Source organism: Corallococcus sp. AB038B, assembly GCF_003668955.1.
Lineage (GTDB): Bacteria > Myxococcota > Myxococcia > Myxococcales > Myxococcaceae > Corallococcus > Corallococcus exiguus.
In genome coordinates, this window is record NZ_RAWO01000007.1 from 240,155 (window position 1) to 257,643 (window position 17,489).

A 17,489-nucleotide genomic window follows, 5' to 3' on the forward strand; every position below is an offset into this window, starting at 1 on the left:
GCCACAGCCATGAACTTCAATCTCAAGGAAATCTACGCGCACATGGGCGTCTTCGCCCTGGGCATCGCCTGGACGCTGATCGCCTTCGCGGTCGCGTCGCTGGCGGTGTTCTTCGAGCGCCTGTTCGTCTTCTTCCGCTCGCGCGCCGCGTCCCGCCAGTTCGCGGGCCGCGCCGGTCCGCTGCTCGCGCAGCAGCAGCACGACGCGCTGGTGAAGGAGGCGGACGGCAGCAAGAGCAGCCACCTGGCGATGATGCTGGGCGGTGGCATGAAGACGTTCCTCGCCAGGTCCCGCGCTCCCGCCGGGAAGCTGGGCCCGGTGGAGCTCACGCGGCGTGACCTGGTGCGCATCAACGAGCGCATCACCGCGGACGTGCGCCGGGGCATGTCGGTGCTGGCCACGGTGGGTTCGGTGGCGCCGTTCGTCGGTCTGCTCGGCACGGTGGTGGGCATCATCGAGGCCTTCGCCGGTATCGCGAAGGAGGGCTCCGGTGGCCTGGGCGCGGTGTCCGCCGGTATCGCGGAGGCGCTCGTCGTCACGGCGCTGGGCCTGCTGGTCGCCATCCCCGCGGTGCTGATGTTCAACTTCCTGTCCACCCGCGCGGACGCGCTGCTGCTCTCCCTGGAGCAGGCCCGCAGCGAGTTCATGGACCACCTGGAGGACATGTCCGGCGACAAGCGCGCGGTGGCGGCCCACGGCGGCGCGCACGCGACGGGCTCCGACGTCGTCTCCACGCGGACCGAGGCGGGCGATGTCGGCCACGCGTAAGAGCAGCCTCACGCCGGAGATGAACGTGACGCCGCTGGTGGACGTGGTGCTCGTCCTCCTGATCATCTTCATGGTCGTCACGCCGCAACTGGAGGCCGGCGCCGCGGTGGAACTGCCCGCGGCGATGAACCCGGATCCGGAGAACAAGAACCTGGAGCCCACCACGGTGAGCCTGGCGTCCAACGGGTCGTTCTACCTGGACCGCAAGCAGCTGACCCGGGACGCGCTGGTGGTGGAGCTCAAGGCGCTGCACCAGGCGAAGCCGGACGCGCCCGTGGTGCTCAAGGCGGACCGGGGCGTGGCGTACGCGCAGGTGCGCGGCGTGTTCAAGGCGATGCAGGACATCGGGTTCCCGGGCATCAGTCTCCAGGTCATCGACCGGAAGAAGAACTGAAGGGGAGGCACGCGCCATGGCTTTCGACGTCGGTGGCAGCAAGGGCGGCGGCGTCCGCCCCACGATGAACGTGACGCCCCTGGTGGACGTGGTGCTCGTCCTCCTCATCATCTTCATGGTCGTCACGCCGCTGATGACCAAGAACCTGTGGATGAACGTGCCCGCGAAGCCGGACAAGAAGGAGGACACCCCGCCTCCTCCTCCGGACGCGAAGCCGCCGGTGGTGCTCACGGTGGACAAGGCCGGCACGCTGCGCATCAACCACGAAGAGGTTCCGCGCGACCAGGTGGTGGTCCGCCTGCAGCGCATGCTGAACGCGCGCGCGGACAAGATTGTCTTCTTCGACGCGAGCGACGCGGTGCCGTACGGAAGTGCGATGGAAGTGCTGGACCTGGCGCGGGGCGGGAACATCACCGTCGCCGTGCTGCCGGAACGACTGGCGGACTGACTCCAGGCGCCCCGCGCGCGGCTCATGAAGCCGCGCGCGGTTCGTGACGCCGAGTTTTCCCGCCACCGCCACAGACGTCACAAACCCTTCATCCCAATGCCACGGGCGTCGCGTTGAGTGCGCGTCGCTGTCGGCAAGGAGAGCCGTGTTGTCTCGTACAAGCTTCGTGCGCGCCTTCGTCGCGTCACTCGTGCTCATCACCCTGCCTGCCTTCGCGCAGGCGCCCGGTGCGGAATCCTCCGCGCCCGCCGCGCCTTCGCCCTCCGCCTCCCCGGGCCAGCAGCCGGCCGGAGAGACTCCTCCTGCGCCGGGCACCCCGCCGGCCCCTTCCGCCCCGTCGCAGCCGGACGGAGCGCTGCCCACCAGCCCCGCGCCGTCCCTGGGCACGCAGCCCGGCAGCGCCGCGAATCCGCTCCCCGCGCAGCCCGGCAACGCGGATCCGTCGCAGGCCGCGCAGCCGGGAAACGCGCCCGTGCAGGCCGGCCAGCCCGGCAACCTCACGCCGTCGCAGGCCGGTCAGCCCGTGGATCCTTCGGCTCCGGCCGCCGCGCAGTCCGAGACGCCGGCCGACGGTGCCACTCCTTCCGACGAGGCCACGGCCTCCGACGAGGCCGCCATGGGTGATGAGGCCCTGGCGGAGTCCGCCGCGCCGCCTCCGGGCTTCACCGGCATCTACGGCCGGCTGACGGACGAGGCCAACGGTGAAGGCCTCATCGAGGCCACCGTGAAGGTCGTGACGGGCGCCGACAAGCAGGCCCTCACGGACCTGGACGGCAACTACCGGCTCGCGCTGCCGCCGGGCAAGTACGACCTGCGCGCCTTCTACGACGTGTACCAGGGCCGCCGCATCACGGGCGTCATCGTCACGAAGGGCAAGGCCACGAAGCTGGACGTCGCGCTCAGCGCTGACGTGGGCGCGGTGCAGGAGGTCGTCGTCGAGGCCCGCTCCGACCGCCGCGCGGAAGGCGCCCTGCTCCAGGACCGCAAGAAGGCCGCCGCCGTCTCCGACGCCATCAGCGCGCAGGAAATCGCCCGCACGCCGGACTCCAGCGCCGGTGACGCCGTGAAGCGCGTGGTCAGCGCCACGGTGGTGGACGGCCGCTACGTGCTGCTGCGCGGCCTGGGTGGTCGCTACGCCACCACGCTCCTCAACGGCGCGCTGCTGCCCAGCCCGGAGCCGGACGAGCCCAGCGTGCCGCTGGACCTGTTCCCCACCAGCCTGCTCGCCAACCTCAACGTGGTGAAGAGCTACACGTCGGACCTGCCGGGCACCTTCGGCGGCGGCACGCTGCTCATCGAGACCAACACCTACCCCTCCCAGTTCGAGTTCAAGCCGCGCCTCACCCTGGGCGGCGACACCGTCACCACCTTCCGCGAGCGCAACTCGCAGGCGCAGGGCGGCTTCGGAGAGACACTGGGCTTCGCCTCCTCCGACCGCGCCCTGCCGGACGCGCTCCCCCGCGACCACCGCCTGGGCGCGGGCGGCGAGTCAGCGCAGCAGTTGGAGAGCCAGTGGGAGAGCTTCACCAACGTCTGGGAGCGCCGCACCACGCGCGCCGTCCCCAACATGGGCCTGGGCGCGTCCCTGGGTGACACGCTGCGCTTCGGCAACCAGCGCCTGGGCTACCTGGCCACCGTCAACTACGGCCACCGCGACGGCGTGCAGACGGGTGACTTCGCCCGCGCCGCCCGCGACGAGTCCGGAAGCCTCATCTCCCAGGACGTGGCGCGCACCACGCAGGGCTTCTCCACCGCGAACCTCAGCGGCCTGGCCAGCCTGGGCTACCAGTTCGACCGCGACAACGAGCTGACCCTCTTCAGCCTCTACACGCGCGGCACCGACACGCGCACGTACACCGCCAACGGCAACAACAACGTGCGCGGTGACTCCTACGCCAGCACCCGCCTCCAGTTCATCACCCGCGCGCTGTCCTTCACGCAGCTGCGCGGCTTCCACCGCCTGGGGCTGCTGGGTGACTCCGAAGTGGACTGGCAGGCCAACATCTCCCGCGTGGACCGCGACGAGCCGGACACGCGCGACACGCTCTACAGCGCCGCCCTCAACAACCCGGACGCGCAGCTGTCCTTCCCCAACCAGCCCAACAGCGGCGAGCGCTTCTTCGCGGAGCTGGGCGAGACGTCCACCGGTGGCAGCCTCAACCTCACCCTGCCCTTCAGCTCCGACTTCCGCCTGAAGGTGGGCGGTCTCACCCAGGTGTCCTTCCGCAACTTCAACGCGCGCCGCTTCCGCTACCTGCTCACCGACGAGCCGGTGGACCGCACCCAGTCCCCCGAGCAGCTCTTCTCGCCGGACAACGTGGGCACCTCCATCACCGTGCGTGAGACGACGCGCGCGGATGACGCCTACAATGCCTTCCTGGGCGTCTACGCCGGCTATGTGTCCGCGGACTACAAGCCCGTGGATCCGCTGCGCCTGGTGGGCGGCGTGCGCCTGGAGGCGTCCAACCAGCAGCTGACGCTCAAGGACCCGTTCACCGGCGTGGAGAGCGACTCCGGCGGCGCGGACCAGAACTACCTGGACGTGCTGCCGTCGCTCAACGCGACCTACGCGCTGTCTCCTGAGGTGAATCTGCGCGCGGGCTACAGCTACACGCTGGCGCGTCCCACCTTCCGCGAGCTGGCGCCCTTCATCTTCTTCGACTTCGTGCGCCGCCGGAACGTGTCCGGCAACCCCGACCTGCTGGAGACGCGCATCCACAACGTGGACCTCCGCGCCGAGTGGTTCGTGGGCGAGAACGACGTGCTGGCCGCGAGCGCCTTCTACAAGCGCTTCCAGAACCCCATCGAGCGCGTCATCCGCAACCCGGACTCGGGCGACCTGGGCTTCGAGAACGCGGCGGGCGCGGACAGCTACGGCGTGGAGCTGGAGGCGCGCACGTCGCTGGCGCGCTTCAGCCCCTCGCTGCGTCCGGTGCGCGTGGGCGCGAACCTGACGCTCATCCAGTCGCAGGTGGACCTGGGTGACTCCGCGCTGGGCGCGCAGACGAACAAGGACCGTCCGCTCCAGGGCCAGTCCCCCTACGTGGTCAACGTGAACGTGGGCTACGAGCGGCCGGAGAGCGGCACCGAAGTGGCGGTGCTCTACAACGTGTACGGCCAGCGCATCAGCGAGGTCGGCGTGCAGGGCCTGCCGGACGTGTACGAGCGGCCCTTCCACCGCGTGGACATCAGCCTCACCCAGAAGCTCGGCGCGACGCAGCTGAAGCTGACCGCCGCGAACCTCCTCAACGCATCCGTCACCCTCCGCCAGGGGGACGTGACGGTGCAGACGTACAAGCCCGGCGTGGCGTTCACCGCGTCGCTCGGCTGGGCCCTGTAGTTCCTCCCATTCCCTGAAAGGACGCACCGACATGAAGAGCCTCTTTGCCTCCGTCCTCACCCTCTCCAGCATCGCGCTGCTCTCCGGCTGCGGCGACGACGAGCCCAACAACACTCCGGACGGCGGCGGTGACCCGCAGGCCACCGAGCAGGACGTGAAGGGCAGCATCCAGGGCGACACGACGTGGAAGGCCGGCACGACGTACACCCTGAAGGACTACGTGTTCGTGGAGAGCGGCACGCTCACCATCGAGCCGGGCGTCACCGTCAAGGGCGACACGGGCAGCGCGCTGGTCATCACGCGTGAAGCGAAGATCAACGCGGTGGGCACGGCGGAGAAGCCCATCGTCTTCACCAGCTCGCAGGCGGTGGGCACGCGCGCGGCCGGTGACTGGGGCGGCGTGGTGCTGCTGGGCAAGGCGAAGATCAACGTGGCCGGCGGCGAGAACACCATCGAGGGTTTCTTCGCCACCAGCGGTGACACCCGCACCAAGTACGGCGGTCAGGACGACGCGCACGACTGCGGCAAGCTGAAGTACGCGCGCATCGAGTTCGCGGGCTACGAGCTGGCCGAGGACAACGAGCTCAACGGCCTGACGACGGGCGCGTGCGGCACGTCGACGGACATCGACTACGTGCAGGTGCACAAGGGCGCCGACGACGGCGTGGAGATGTTCGGTGGCACGGCGGGCCTGAAGCACATCGTCATCAGCCAGCCGGACGACGACGGCCTGGACTACGACCTGGGCTGGCGCGGCAAGGTGCAGTTCCTGGTGGTGCAGCAGAACGCGGTCGTGGGCAACCGCGGCATCGAGGCGTCCGGGAACAAGAACGACAACGGCGCGCAGCCGCACACGGTGCCGGAGATCTGGAACGCGACGTTCATCGGCTCTGGCCGTGCGGCGGGCACGACGCCGGCGCAGGAGGGCCTGGTGTTCAACACGGGCGCGGGCGGCCTGCTGCGCAACGTCATCGTGGCGAACTTCGCGGACTCGGCGGTCGACGTGGACGGCACGGCCTCCGCGGCGCTGTGGAACGCGGCCACCCCGGAGCTCTCCATCCAGAACACGTTCTTCTGGTCCAACAAGGGTGACACGGTCTCCATCCCGAACGCGCCGAACCCGAAGAAGGACGCGTCGGGCGCGGTGACGGACCCGGATGTGAGCAAGTTCGCGGAGGCGGAGAAGGTGCTGGCCACGGGCCTGAGCAACAAGGTCCTGGATCCGCAGCTGACGGCGGCGCTGAACCTGGACGCCCCGAACTTCACCCCGGCGACGGGCTCCCCGGCGCTGAACCCGGACAACGCGGCCACCCCGGGCGCGGGCTTCGACACCAGCGCGCGCTTCGTCGGCGCGGTGGGCACCACCAACTGGCTGGCCGGCTGGACCTCGTTCCCGAAGAACTAGCCCTTCGGTGAACATGGACCGCGTGCTCCCGGAACGCCGTACGGGGGCACGCGGTCTTCTTTATCGCGGGCTACGACTGAAGCGTTGCGACAGCCTCGTCCTGCGCGCCGTCCGGCCCGTTGCCGTCGGTGAAGAGGTTGGCCACCGGGCGCAGCTTGGGGGGACGGCCGCGGCGGCGCGGGGCGTTGTCGTCGTTGCCCGGCGCCGCGCCCACCGGCTCCATCTGGGCCTGGCCCGCCTTGCGCACCGGACGCGGCAGGTGGATGGCCTCCAGCTTCGCTCCCAGCTCTCCGTCGTCCTCCGCGAACACCTTCGCGTAGGCCAACGCGCGCTGACCCTTCTGGAGCAGCGACTCCTGGCTCTCGTTCAGGGCGTGCCTCGCCGCGTCCAGCGCCGCCTGCGCCCGGGCCACGGCTTCCGCCTTCTCACGCACGTGGGCCGCGGACTCGCCCAACACCGCGGTGTCCACGTCCGGGAACTTCACGTCCGCCAGGTCCGTGGCGAACAGCTCGAGCAGCGCGCGCAGCGCGGGGGAGATGGAATCGTTCTCGGGGGTTTCGAACATGGACAGGCCTCCTCACAAGGCGTCGTTGAACGCCGCCTATCTGCCCAGATGTTCAGTGCCCTTTCAAGGGGGTCTTCTAACCGGCCGGAAAGTCGGCCCCGCAGCCACCGTCAAGGCCCCAAGGGCTCTGGCGCTGATCAATCCACCCGCACCAGCCCCACCTCTCGCACACCCGCCGACGGATCCACGTCCACCGCCAGGAAGTGCCGGCCCACCCCGTCGAAACGCTCCGGAATCGCCCCGCCCCCTCCGGAGATGTACGCCGGGATGCCCGCGTTCGAGAACGAATAGTAGCTGTGGATGTGGCCGTAGAGCGTCAGGTCCACCCCCGCCCGCGCCATCTTCCCCACCAACCCCGCCGCCTCGTTGCGCACCGCGAAGCCTCCACCCCGGACTCCAATCGGATCCAACGGAGGGATGTGCATCGCCACCACGTGCACCGCGTCGCGCGCCTCCTCCAACCAACCGTCCAGCGCCTCCTCCACCATCGGATCCACCGTGCTACTGCCGGAATCCACCAGGCTGAAGTGCACGCCATGGAAGGTGAAGTGCTGGCTGCCCCGGCCCACCAGCCGCTGGTACTCGCGCGCGTCGTCCGTGAAGGTCTCGTGGTTGCCCAGCGTCGCGAACAGGGGAATCCGCGAGCCCGCCTCCAGCCGCTGCTGGAACTCCTCCAACTGCTCTCGCGTCCCGTACTCCGTCAGGTCCCCCGCGAAGAAGATGAAGCGCAACGTGGGGTCCTGGTTCAGCCGCGCGTAGACGTCCCCCACCTTCGACAGCGCCTCCTGCACGTCCGCCAGCGCCGCGAACCGGAACGGCTCGCGCGTGTCCCAGTCCGGCGGAGCCACCGTCAGCCGCATCGACGTCCCCGGCCGCAGGGCCACGCGCCACGCCTTCACCGTCGGGTGCGCGTCCGGCATCGCCACCACCGTCAGCGGCGTGCCCGCTTCGTCCACGGCGTCCAGCACCGCGTCCGGCATCGCGTTGTGCACCATGAACAGCCAGTCCGTCCGCGCATCCGAGCCCGCGGTGACTTTCGTGGTGAACACCGGCGCCTGCCCCCACAGCTCCAGCGTCCCCGACGCCAGCGTCCGCACCGACGCGAGCCCGCCCTCCACCTCCACCGTCAGCGCGTCCGCTTCCGCCTGGCCCACGCGCGTGTCCCGCACCGCGCGGTCCTCGCTGGGGCGCACGCAGCCCGCCGTCAACAGCGCCGCCGTCAGGCCCACCGCGCCCAGTGCACGAAGTCCTCCGCTCACGTGTCACCTCCCACCGCGTACACCAGCGACACCCGCCCCATCAGCGCGCCACCCGCCTGCGCCTCCGCCGCCACGCCCCAGCGCTCCGTCACCAGCACGCGCCCCTTCAGACCGAACGACCCAATCATCCCGCCGCCCCGGCCTCGCAGCCCTCCCACCAGTCCGTCCTTGCGGTGGTCGTAGAAGAGCACCGCCTCGCCCCTCAGCGGCCCGCCCCGCCCCAGCCACACGCCGTAGCCGAACGTGTAGAGCAGCTGGCCGTACAGGTTGTCGTCGTCCACGCGCCCCGGATAGCTGTAGCCCTGGAATGACAGCCCCAGGCCGCCCTCCACGAACGAGCCCGCGAAGCGCGGCCCGAAGCGCTCCATCGCGTAGCGGCCCTTGAGCCCCACCTCTCCGCCTCCCAGCGTGAAGCCCTCCGTCGGGTAGCGGTGGTAGGTCGCGATGCCCTCCACGTCCAACGACGTCCCGTCCCCCAACCCCGGCGTCCGCTCCGGCGCGCCCCACAACCGGTAGGCCGCGCCCGCGCGGATCAACGTGTTGCCCTCGTCCGGCGCCAACCGCGCGGACGCCTGGAGCCGCACCTTCGACAGGCGCGCCACCGCGCCCAGCGCGAAGAAGTTCCGGTAGTCCGCCGTCGCGTCGTGCACGTACTGGTAGCCCAGGTCGAACTCCAGCGGCGGCAGCGTGTCCGGCACCTGCCCCGGGTCGAACGCCGGCGACGTCACCGCGTACAGGTTCGCCAGCATCGACAGCGAGAACACCCCCGCCCCCGTCAGCGTCACCGCGTACAGCGGCCCGATGGTCTTGCGCGACGCGCCCGTCAACGCGATGGGCACCAACCCCGCGGCAATCAACCCCAGCCCCGTCGCCTCCGCCGCGAACAGGCCCCGCGCCGTCGCGGAATCCCCCGCCGTCCACGCACCCAACCCGTGCAGCAGCAACCCCGGCACCACCGCGACCGCCACCGGCAGCGCCTTGAACGGCGGCCTCGGCGCGTCGTCCGTCAGGCGCACGCGCGGCTCCGACACCCGGCCGCCTTCCATCGCACCCGGAGATTCCGGTGCCACCACCGGGCCGGACTCCGCCGCGGACGCCGTGGGCACCGGCCGGGGCCCCTCCTCCGTCAGCACCCGGGCCATCACCTCTGGCGGCACCACCGACGCGTCCGAACCCCGGCGCTTCGGCACGTCCCGGGGGATGTCACTCCCGCCCAGCTCGGGACCGCCCGCCAGCAGCTCGAAGGCGGACAGCCAGCCGCCGCCGTCCTGCGCCCGCGCGGGCCCCGAGACCAGCCAAAGCCCCAGCACCACCGCGAAGGTGGCTCGCGCACTCCACACCGGGCGCCCATGCCCCATGACCGTCGTCTCGCTTCCCTGGGAGCGGCCTTCCACCCCTCCCACCCCGGGCCGAAGCCCGGAATGGCGCAGGTGATAACCCCGCCCCCGGAATGCGCTGAACGAAGCAGCGTGAAGAAGTGTGAACCGGCGCAACAGTCCGCCTCACGCCCCCCCTCCCACCCACCTGGGACATCGCGTCACGCCCGAGGGCCGTTCCGACCCACCAGGACGCCCGCTCCTGGCCGGACAGCACCCGGAGCGAAATCTTCGCATGCCATGCGAGCGCGGTCGGGACTTTCGGTGGAAGGCGAGTATGCTGGGGCTTCCCCAAACCCGGCCTCGCCTCCCCGCCCGTGGCAGAACCCAGTCCCCAGCAATTCGGCAAGTACGTCCTGGTCTCCAAGCTTGCCGCGGGAGGCATGGCGGTCACCTACCGCGCGCGTATGACGGGCGCGATGGGCGTCACCAAGCCCTGCGTCATCAAGCAGATCCTCCCGCACTTCGTGGACGACCACGACTTCGTGGAGATGTTCATCGGCGAGGCGCGCCTCGTGGCGGGCCTGACGCACGGAAACATCGCGCAGGTCTTCGACTTCGGTGAGGTGGACGGGCAGTACTTCATCGCCATGGAGCTGGTGCACGGCCAGCCCCTGTCGAAGGTGCTGCGGCGCGCGTCGCGCGCGGGCATCGGGTTCTTCCCGCAGCCGCTGGCGCTGCACATCGCCGGCAAGCTGTGCGAGGGCTTGGACTACGCGCACCGCCACGTGGGCGAGGACGGCCAGCTGCTGGGCCTGGTCCACCGCGACGTGTCCCCGGACAACGTCCTCATCTCCTACGAGGGCGAGGTCAAGGTCATCGACTTCGGCATCGCCAAGGCCACGAGCGTCGTGGAGGCCCGGACGTCGCCGGGCACGCTCAAGGGCAAGTACCCCTACTTCTCCCCGGAGCAGGCGCAGGGGCGGCAGGACCTGGACGCGCGCACGGACGTGTACGCGGCGGGCATCGTCCTCTACGAGATGCTCTGCGGCCGGCGCCCCTTCGAGGGCGAGTTCGTCACCGTGCTGCCCCGCATCATCCAGGGCGACTGTCTGCCCCCGTCCGCCGTCAACCCGGCCATTGGCGAGGACCTGGAGACCATCGTCGCGCACGCCATGGCGGTGGACCGCGAGGCCCGCTACCAGACGGCGAAGGACCTGAGCGAGTCCGCGGTGGAGCTGCTCTACCGGGACACGCCGCGCTTCACGCCCACGATGCTGAGCCAGCTCATGACGTACCTCTTCGCGGAGGAGCTGGCCGCCGAGGGACGCAAGGTGGAGCTGCCGCCCGGCTTCAAGGAGCAGCTGGCCGCGTGGCAGTCGCCGTCGTCGGAGCCGTCCCAGGGCCGCGCGCGGATGCCGTCCAGCAACGGCCGGTCGCCCACCCCCGGCAGCCCCGGCGTGTCCCGCCCGTCCAGCCCGGGCGTGGCGCGGCCCTCCAGCCCCGGCGTGCGCGCCTCCGGCAGCTCGCCCGGCCTGCGCCCCTCCACGGATGGCGCCCCGCGCCGCTCGGCCACCCAGGCCACCGCCGTGCGCAGGAGCACCACCGGCGTGCGCCGCGTGACGACGCCAGGAGGCACCCGCGAAAACACCGGCACCGGCCGCCGCCCCCTGCCGCCCGAGCTTGCCGCCGAGCCGGACACCGACGGTGGCACGGAGCCCACGGCGATGCCCCGGGCGCTGCCCACGCTGGCCGCGCCGCATGACACGCCGGTGGAGACGGCCATCGCGCCGGAATCGCCGCGGCCGCCTGAGCCGCCCGAGCCCGAGGAGAAGCAGGCCCCGCGCGCCCGCACCACGGCGGACGACGCGCGCGACAAGCTGGCCGCCGAGGCCGCCGAGCGCGAGGGCAAGCGCACGAAGCAGGTGCGCCAGCTGAGCATGCTCGTGTTCGGCATCACCGGCGTGCTGCTCGTCATCGGCCTGTTGATCCACTTCCTGTCCCCGGCCGAGGAGGGCGACGTCTCCAACGAGCCCGTCGTCCTGTGGATCACCTCCAAGCCGGAGGGGGCCTCCGTCGTCGTCAATGGCCGGCCGGTGGGGAACACGCCCAGCCGCATCATCGGCGCGGATCAACGGACGTCCCACACCATCGTCGTCACCAAACCGGGCTACCGCGCCTGGACGCGGCGCTTCACGCCCAACCAGGCGGAGGTCCACGTCAAGGCGGAGCTGGAGGTGGCGCCCGGCACCAGCCAGATGGCGTCGGAGATTCCCACCTCCAACAAGCTCGACGCGGGCGCCGAGGCCCCGGACGCGGGCACGGGCGCCGTCGTCGCCGCGGTCAATGCTGGCGAGGACGCGGGCACCTCCCTGGAACTGGACGGAGGCCTGGCGGCCACGGACGCGGGGACCGAGTCCGCCGCCGACCCGCTGGCGAACGACAAGGACCGTGACATGCGGCGCGCGGACTACCCCACGCGCCTGCTGGTGCTGCGCCCCATGTACAACGGGCTGCCGTTGCCGGAGTACCCCACGGCCACCATCGACGTGTCGCCCGGCGCCGCGTACTCCGTGTGGACCGAGGGCAGCGCGGCATTCGCGGACGGCGACGGCACCGCGTCCGGCACGCTCGTCTACTACGCGGAAGGCGACCTGCCGGCGGACAACACCGTGGGCTTCATCAGCAGCGCGCCGCGCACCCTCAAGGGCGCGAAGAAGCTCCACTTCTTCGCCCTGGACGACACCGGCCTCGAGGACAACCGCGGCTCCATCCGCGTGCACCTGCGGCAGTCCGCGTACATCCCGCCCCGCTCCGTGCTGTTCGAGCCGGAGAAGAACGCCCTGGTTGTGAAGCCCCAGCACCAGATGCACCTGCGCGGCCTCAACCCCAAGTCCACCTACGCCTTCACCGTGCGCGACGACTTCGCGGAGGTGCGCTCCGGCACCAATGGCCGCGTGCACACGGTGCTGTGCGTGGAGAAGGGCCCCAAGGCCGAGTCCGTGCGCAGCTCGCACCGCCTCTTCGAGACGGGCAAGCGCTACCAGGTGTCCGGCGTGGAGGACATGCGCTGCCTCTTCCCCGACCTGCAGCTGGGGGACAACCAGGGCGCGCTCGACTTCGACATCGTCGACGTGACGAACATGTCCCGCAAGGAACGCGCGGAGGCGCTGCGCGGCGCCAAGCGCTCCGAGCGGTAGCGGGCAGGCACCCGGGCCCACGCCCGGGTGCACGTCCAGCAGGCGGGCGTCGCATCCACTCCCCAGTGCCCCCCTGACGCGCGAGTCCCGCGCGAAAGGGCAGTGCCTACCCTGACGGACATCCACTTCTTCTCTTCTGGAGTCCGTTCATGATGCCTGTCCTGTCCTCCACCGGCCTGGTGCTGCACAACCTGGGGCTCGCCGTGGGGTTCGGCGGTTCGCTCTTCGGCAAGGTGGCGCTCAACCCCGCCGTGAAGGTGATTGGCTCCCACGCGGAGCGGGGACAGGTGGTGAACGCCGCGTGGAACGGCTTCAACATCGTCAACGCCGCGTCCGTGGGCCTGGCGGCCATCACCTGGCTGGTGGGCCGCTCGCGGCTGACGGGCCGGGAGATCGACCGCACCACGCGCGGGCTGGTCATCGCGAAGGACGTGCTGCTGGGCGCCACCGTGGCGCTGGGCGCGGCCAACGTCTTCGGCGGGGCTTACCTGGCGAAGCAGGCCCCCGAGGGCGCCGTCCCGGTGGAGACGGGCCTCACACCCACCGCGAGCACGCCGGAGAAGGCCGCGAAGACGATGCGGGCGCTGGACGTAGGCGGCATCGCGAACCTCGCCGCCATGGCGGGCGTCATCGGCATCACCGCCATCCTCAACATGCGCGCGGGGGCGTCCTCGCGCTGGTCACTGGTTGCCAGGTTCCTTCCGTAAGGGCTCACGGGGGCCGCCGTGCGTCACTTCCGCGGCCCGGCTCGAAAAGGATGGGAAGGGCACGTGGGCGCGGAGCCGAAAACGGCACCGGGCCCACGGGTCTTTGTCCCCGGGGCCCGGCCTGGTGTGACGACTTGGAGCTACATGGCACTGCGTGCGCCGAACCTCAGATGTCCAGGTTCTGCACGTCCAGCGCGTTGCGCTCGATGAACTCGCGGCGCGGCTCCACCGCTTCACCCATGAGCAGCGAGAAGATTTCGTCGCTCTCCACCATGTCCTCCACGCGCACCTGGAGCAGCGTGCGGCGGGTGGGGTCCATGGTCGTCTCCCAGAGCTGCTCCGGGTTCATCTCGCCCAGACCCTTGTAGCGCTGCAGGCCCAGGCCCTTCTGCGCGTCCTTGCGGACCGCGGCCAGCACCTCCTGCACGGAGAACGCCGACACCTCGCCCGCGTCCACCTGGACGAGGTAGGGCGCCTTGCCCAGCGAGCTGAAGGCCTCGCGCAGGGCGACGAGCTCCAGGTACTCCGGCGAGGACAGGTAGGCCTGGTCGAAGACGGACTCGCGCATGGAGCCGTTCACGTCCGTCGTCACCACCAGCCGTTTTGCCTCCTGGTGCTCCGCGTCCTGCTCCAGCCGCGTGGACAGCCGGCCCATCACCTCCGGCATGCGCCGCTGGCAGTAGTCGCGCATGGTGACGAGCTCCGCCTCCACCGCCGCCCCGTCCGCGAGCGTCTCCGAACGCAGACGGGTGGCCTGCACCAGCGCGTCCACGATGCGCGCGTCGCGGCGCTTGGCCTGCTTCTCCAGCCGCTCCTCGTAGGTGATGACCTTCTCCAGCAGCGCCTTGAAGTCGCTGCCGCCCAGCTCACCGGCCGGCGTCTTCACCCGGCAGTGCTCCGCGGCGATCTTCAGGAGGTACTCGTTGAGGGCGCGCTCGTCCTTGACGTAGCTGTCCTTCTTGTTGCGCGTGACTTTGTAGAGCGGCGGCTGCGCGATGTAGACGTAGCCCCGGTCGATGAGCTCGCGCATCTGCCGGTAGAAGAACGTGAGCAGCAGCGTGCGGATGTGGCTGCCGTCCACGTCTGCGTCCGTCATCAGGATGATGCGGTGGTAGCGCGCCTTCTCCGGGTCGTAGTCCTCCGCCCCGATGCCCGTGCCCAGCGCGGTGATGAGCGTGACGATTTCGGCGCTGGTCAGCATCTTCTCGAAGCGCGCCTTCTCCACGTTCAGGATCTTGCCGCGCAGCGGGAGGATGGCCTGGTTGCGCCGGTCCCGGCCCTGCTTCGCGGAGCCACCTGCGGAGTCACCCTCCACGATGTACAGCTCGCTCTCGTGCGGGTCGCGGCTCTGACAGTCCGCGAGCTTTCCGGGAAGGCCTCCACCGTCCAGCACGCCCTTGCGGCGCACCGTCTCACGGGCCTTGCGCGCGGCGAGGCGGGCGCGGCACGCGTCGCCAATCTTCACCACGACCTTCTTGGCCAGCGGCGGGTTCTCCTCCAGGAAGCTGGCGAGCTGATCATTCACCATCTGCTCGACCAGGCCCTTCACCTCGCTGTTGCCCAGCTTCGTCTTCGTCTGACCCTCGAACTGGGGGTTGGAGAGCTTCACGGAGATGACGGCGGACAGGCCTTCACGCGCGTCCTCACCCGTGGGCGTCTCCTTCAGGTCCTTCCAGAGACTGCCCTTCTCCGCGTAGCTGTTGAGCGTGCGCGTGAGCGCGGCCTTGAAGCCGGACAGGTGGCTGCCACCCTCGTGGGTGTTGATGTTGTTGGCGAAGGTGAAGATGCGCTCGTCGTAGCCATCGTTCCACTGCATGGCGATTTCCAGCGACACGCCCTCGCGCTCCGACTTGATGTAGACGGGCTTGTCGTGCAGCGCTTCCTTCGCCTTGTTGAGGTACTCCACGAAGGAGGAGATGCCGCCGTCGAACTTGAAGTCGTGCTCCTTCTGGGTGCGCTCGTCGCGGATGGTGATGTGCAGGCCCGCGTTGAGGAACGCGAGCTCGCGCAGGCGCTGGCTGAGCGTCTCGAAGTTGAAGTCCACCGTCTCCATCACCATGGAGTCCGGCTTGAAATGGATGGTCGTGCCGACCTTGTCCGTGGTGCCCGCTTCCTGGGGCGAACCGTTGGCCACACCGCGCGCGTAGGACTGTTCGTAGACCTTGCCGGCGCGCTGGACGCGGACCTTGAACCACTCCGACAGGAAGTTCACGCAGGTGACGCCCACGCCGTGCAGGCCGCCGGACACCTTGTACGCGCCGTTGCCGAACTTGCTGCCGGCGTGCAACTCCGTGAGGACGACCTCCAGCGTGTCCTTGCCCTTGAACTTGGGGTCGGGGTGCGGGCCCACGGGGATGCCGCGGCCGTTGTCCTGGACGCTGAGCGAACCGTCCACGTGGATGATCACGTCGATGTCCGTGCAGTGGCCGGCCAGGGCCTCGTCCACGGAGTTGTCGACGACCTCGTAGACGAGCTTGTGGAGCCCGTAGGTCATCGTGTCGCCGATGTACATGCCGGGGCGCTTGCGGACGGCCTCCAGCCCTTCGAGCTTGGTGATGGCGTCCGTCCCATAATCGGCGGGCGGCGCGGCCGGCGCGACACCGGTAGCGGGGGTCTTTTCCATGTGAAGCGTGTCCTTGGGAAAGGCTGCCGTTGCGACAGGGCTCAAGCCCGTTGTGCCTACCACCACCGGGCATCCCGAACAAGCTCTGGGAGCCCACGCAAGGCTGCGGAAAGATTCATGAATCAGGCGTCAAAACGCGAGGGCGGGAGGCGGTCCTCCAGCGCCGTGATCAACTCTTCATAAACAGCCTTGCGGGCGAAAAGATGTCTCGTGACGAGCACCCTTCCCTGTTCCTTGAGGAACAGGCCCAGCACGCTCCCTTTGCGGCCGACCCGGCGCACGGAATCAATCTGTCCCCAGTGCAACTCCAGCGGCTGGCCGCTGAAGGGCCGGGCCACCCGCACACCCGCGGCGTCCAGGGTGATGCCCCACTGCGCGCGGGGGCGCAGGCGGTGGACGGAGACGAGGAAGGTCAGCATCAGGCCCGCGCTGATGCCCGCCCGCGCCATGGCGATCAGCCCCCCGCCGCCCCGGTAGTCCGCCAGGGCCCAGGCGGTGAGGACCGCCAGGAAGCACGCGCCCAGGATGAGGGCGATTCGGGTGGGACGTGGATCGAACGAGAAGAAGCGCGGGGTCATGGTGGCGGGCCCAAAAGGGATGGAAACCTAACCCCCTGGCGCACGGTGTGCGCGTCCTTTCCTCCGGGGCTGTTCTTTGGCCGTCGTCCCCGCGCATAGGCTGGCCGGCACGCATGACGGATGCCGAACTCACCCTGCGCCTGCACACCAACCTCATCGCCTTCAAACGCCTCCAGGCCGAGCGCGGCCCGCTGCGCCACCTGCACCTCCCCGGCGTGGACGCGTTCGCGCTGCCTGGCTACCAGGACGCGCACTTCCAGCAGGTCCTCTTCACGGACGCGGACGCGCTGGCGGACGCGCTGCCGGCCATCACGGACTTCTACCGGGGGCATGGACTGTCCCGCTGGCGGGTCACCCTGACGCCGGGGCAGCGGGACGCGACGCGGGTGCTGGGCGCCGCGGGCTACCGGCCGGACTTCACCGTGGTGGCCATGGGGGCCTGGCTGAAGGAGCTGCCGGACGCGGCGCCCGGGGTGCCGGTGGAGCCCGTGGAGGACATGGACGACCTGGTGGAGATCAACGTCCAGACCTACGGCACGGAGTGGCGGGACATCCTCTCCGTGTGGCAGCGGCCGCCCCGCCTGCCGGTGCACACCGTGGTGGCGCGCGAGCACGGCCGGGCGCTGTCCTGCGGGTTGGCGGTGGACGTGGCGGACACGGCGGGCGTGTACCTGGTGGCCACCCACCCGGAGGCCCGGGGGTTGGGGCTCGCGTCGGCGGTGATGCGCGGAATCATCTCGGAGGCCCGCAAGCGCGGGTGCACCGCGACGGTGCTCCAGTCCACCCCGGCGGGCATCCGCGTGTACCGCCACCTGGGCTACCGCGACCTGGGCCCCTGGGAGCACTGGGTGCCCCAGGGGCGGTGAAGGCGGGTTGAAGGCGCCCG

The 17,489-nt window shown here is 70.2% G+C and carries 13 protein-coding genes; 8 read left to right on the forward strand and 5 right to left on the reverse strand.

Annotated features, from left to right (window positions below):
- Nucleotides 1-9: 9 nt before the first annotated feature.
- The 5 genes from D7Y04_RS26440 to D7Y04_RS26460 all read left to right on the forward strand — a co-directional run bounded on the left by D7Y04_RS26440 (nt 10) and on the right by D7Y04_RS26460 (nt 6,355).
- Nucleotides 10-768 (forward strand): MotA/TolQ/ExbB proton channel family protein, encoded by a 759-nt coding sequence (locus D7Y04_RS26440; RefSeq protein WP_121761065.1) that lies wholly within the window; start codon nt 10-12, stop codon nt 766-768.
- Complete coding sequence (locus D7Y04_RS26445) at nt 752-1,162, forward strand: biopolymer transporter ExbD (protein WP_120599766.1); 411 nt, start codon at nt 752-754, stop codon at nt 1,160-1,162. The genes D7Y04_RS26440 and D7Y04_RS26445 overlap by 17 nt, the downstream gene beginning before the upstream one ends.
- A gap of 16 nt (nt 1,163-1,178) precedes the next feature.
- Nucleotides 1,179-1,610, forward strand: coding sequence for a biopolymer transporter ExbD (locus D7Y04_RS26450; protein ID WP_120599765.1), 432 nt, complete (start codon nt 1,179-1,181; stop codon nt 1,608-1,610).
- 145 nt (nt 1,611-1,755) lie between these two features.
- Nucleotides 1,756-4,950 carry a TonB-dependent receptor domain-containing protein gene (locus tag D7Y04_RS26455; RefSeq protein ID WP_121761066.1) on the forward strand — a complete coding sequence of 1,065 codons (3,195 nt, stop codon included), beginning with the start codon at nt 1,756-1,758 and terminating at the stop codon, nt 4,948-4,950.
- 31 nt (nt 4,951-4,981) lie between these two features.
- Nucleotides 4,982-6,355, forward strand: coding sequence for a hypothetical protein (locus D7Y04_RS26460; RefSeq protein WP_121761067.1), 1,374 nt, complete (start codon nt 4,982-4,984; stop codon nt 6,353-6,355).
- Between the two features lie 70 nt (nt 6,356-6,425).
- On the opposite strand, the gene D7Y04_RS26465 is transcribed toward D7Y04_RS26460, so the two are convergent.
- The 3 genes from D7Y04_RS26465 to D7Y04_RS26475 all read right to left on the reverse strand — a co-directional run bounded on the left by D7Y04_RS26465 (nt 6,426) and on the right by D7Y04_RS26475 (nt 9,537).
- Nucleotides 6,426-6,920: a hypothetical protein gene (locus tag D7Y04_RS26465; protein WP_121761068.1), complete on the reverse strand. Its 495-nt coding sequence runs from the start codon at nt 6,918-6,920 to the stop codon at nt 6,426-6,428.
- 137 nt (nt 6,921-7,057) lie between these two features.
- A complete protein-coding gene (locus tag D7Y04_RS26470; protein WP_233601586.1) occupies nt 7,058-8,179 on the reverse strand; it encodes a metallophosphoesterase in 1,122 nt (373 codons plus the stop codon).
- On the reverse strand, nt 8,176-9,537 hold the full coding sequence (locus D7Y04_RS26475) for a hypothetical protein (protein WP_121761069.1): 1,362 nt from the start codon (nt 9,535-9,537) through the stop codon (nt 8,176-8,178). Before D7Y04_RS26475 ends, D7Y04_RS26470 begins: the two co-directional genes overlap by 4 nt.
- A gap of 335 nt (nt 9,538-9,872) precedes the next feature.
- On the opposite strand from D7Y04_RS26475, the gene D7Y04_RS26480 reads away from it, so the two are divergent.
- Together D7Y04_RS26480 and D7Y04_RS26485 are read left to right on the forward strand one after the other, a co-directional pair.
- Nucleotides 9,873-12,695 carry a serine/threonine-protein kinase gene (locus D7Y04_RS26480; RefSeq protein WP_121761070.1) on the forward strand — a complete coding sequence of 941 codons (2,823 nt, stop codon included), beginning with the start codon at nt 9,873-9,875 and terminating at the stop codon, nt 12,693-12,695.
- A gap of 149 nt (nt 12,696-12,844) precedes the next feature.
- The gene (locus D7Y04_RS26485; protein WP_120579791.1) at nt 12,845-13,402 is read left to right on the forward strand and encodes a hypothetical protein; all 558 of its coding nucleotides are present in this window, start codon (nt 12,845-12,847) and stop codon (nt 13,400-13,402) included.
- A 166-nt stretch (nt 13,403-13,568) separates the two neighbouring features.
- On the opposite strand, the gene gyrB is transcribed toward D7Y04_RS26485, so the two are convergent.
- Both gyrB and D7Y04_RS26495 read right to left on the reverse strand, forming a co-directional pair.
- The gene (gyrB, locus tag D7Y04_RS26490; protein ID WP_121761071.1) at nt 13,569-16,025 is read right to left on the reverse strand and encodes a DNA topoisomerase (ATP-hydrolyzing) subunit B; all 2,457 of its coding nucleotides are present in this window, start codon (nt 16,023-16,025) and stop codon (nt 13,569-13,571) included.
- A gap of 122 nt (nt 16,026-16,147) precedes the next feature.
- Nucleotides 16,148-16,603: a hypothetical protein gene (locus D7Y04_RS26495; protein ID WP_120598196.1), complete on the reverse strand. Its 456-nt coding sequence runs from the start codon at nt 16,601-16,603 to the stop codon at nt 16,148-16,150.
- Nucleotides 16,604-16,716: 113 nt separating this feature from the next.
- On the opposite strand from D7Y04_RS26495, the gene D7Y04_RS26500 reads away from it, so the two are divergent.
- A complete protein-coding gene (locus D7Y04_RS26500) occupies nt 16,717-17,469 on the forward strand; it encodes a GNAT family N-acetyltransferase (protein WP_121761072.1) in 753 nt (250 codons plus the stop codon).
- The last annotated feature ends 20 nt before the right edge of the window (nt 17,470-17,489 follow it).

Excerpts from the sequence above, each read along its gene's own strand:
- D7Y04_RS26465 (WP_121761068.1), bottom strand. The coding sequence starts at position 6,920 with ATGTTCGAAACCCCCGAGAACGATTCCATCTCCCCCGCGCTGCGCGCG.
- D7Y04_RS26500 (WP_121761072.1), top strand. The coding sequence starts at position 16,717 with ATGACGGATGCCGAACTCACCCTGCGCCTGCACACCAACCTCATCGCC.
- D7Y04_RS26460 (WP_121761067.1), top strand. The coding sequence starts at position 4,982 with ATGAAGAGCCTCTTTGCCTCCGTCCTCACCCTCTCCAGCATCGCGCTG.
- D7Y04_RS26450 (WP_120599765.1), top strand. The coding sequence starts at position 1,179 with ATGGCTTTCGACGTCGGTGGCAGCAAGGGCGGCGGCGTCCGCCCCACG.
- D7Y04_RS26485 (WP_120579791.1), top strand. The coding sequence starts at position 12,845 with ATGATGCCTGTCCTGTCCTCCACCGGCCTGGTGCTGCACAACCTGGGG.
- gyrB (WP_121761071.1), bottom strand. The coding sequence starts at position 16,025 with ATGGAAAAGACCCCCGCTACCGGTGTCGCGCCGGCCGCGCCGCCCGCC.
- D7Y04_RS26445 (WP_120599766.1), top strand. The coding sequence starts at position 752 with ATGTCGGCCACGCGTAAGAGCAGCCTCACGCCGGAGATGAACGTGACG.
- D7Y04_RS26495 (WP_120598196.1), bottom strand. The coding sequence starts at position 16,603 with ATGACCCCGCGCTTCTTCTCGTTCGATCCACGTCCCACCCGAATCGCC.
- D7Y04_RS26475 (WP_121761069.1), bottom strand. The coding sequence starts at position 9,537 with ATGGGGCATGGGCGCCCGGTGTGGAGTGCGCGAGCCACCTTCGCGGTG.
- D7Y04_RS26440 (WP_121761065.1), top strand. The coding sequence starts at position 10 with ATGAACTTCAATCTCAAGGAAATCTACGCGCACATGGGCGTCTTCGCC.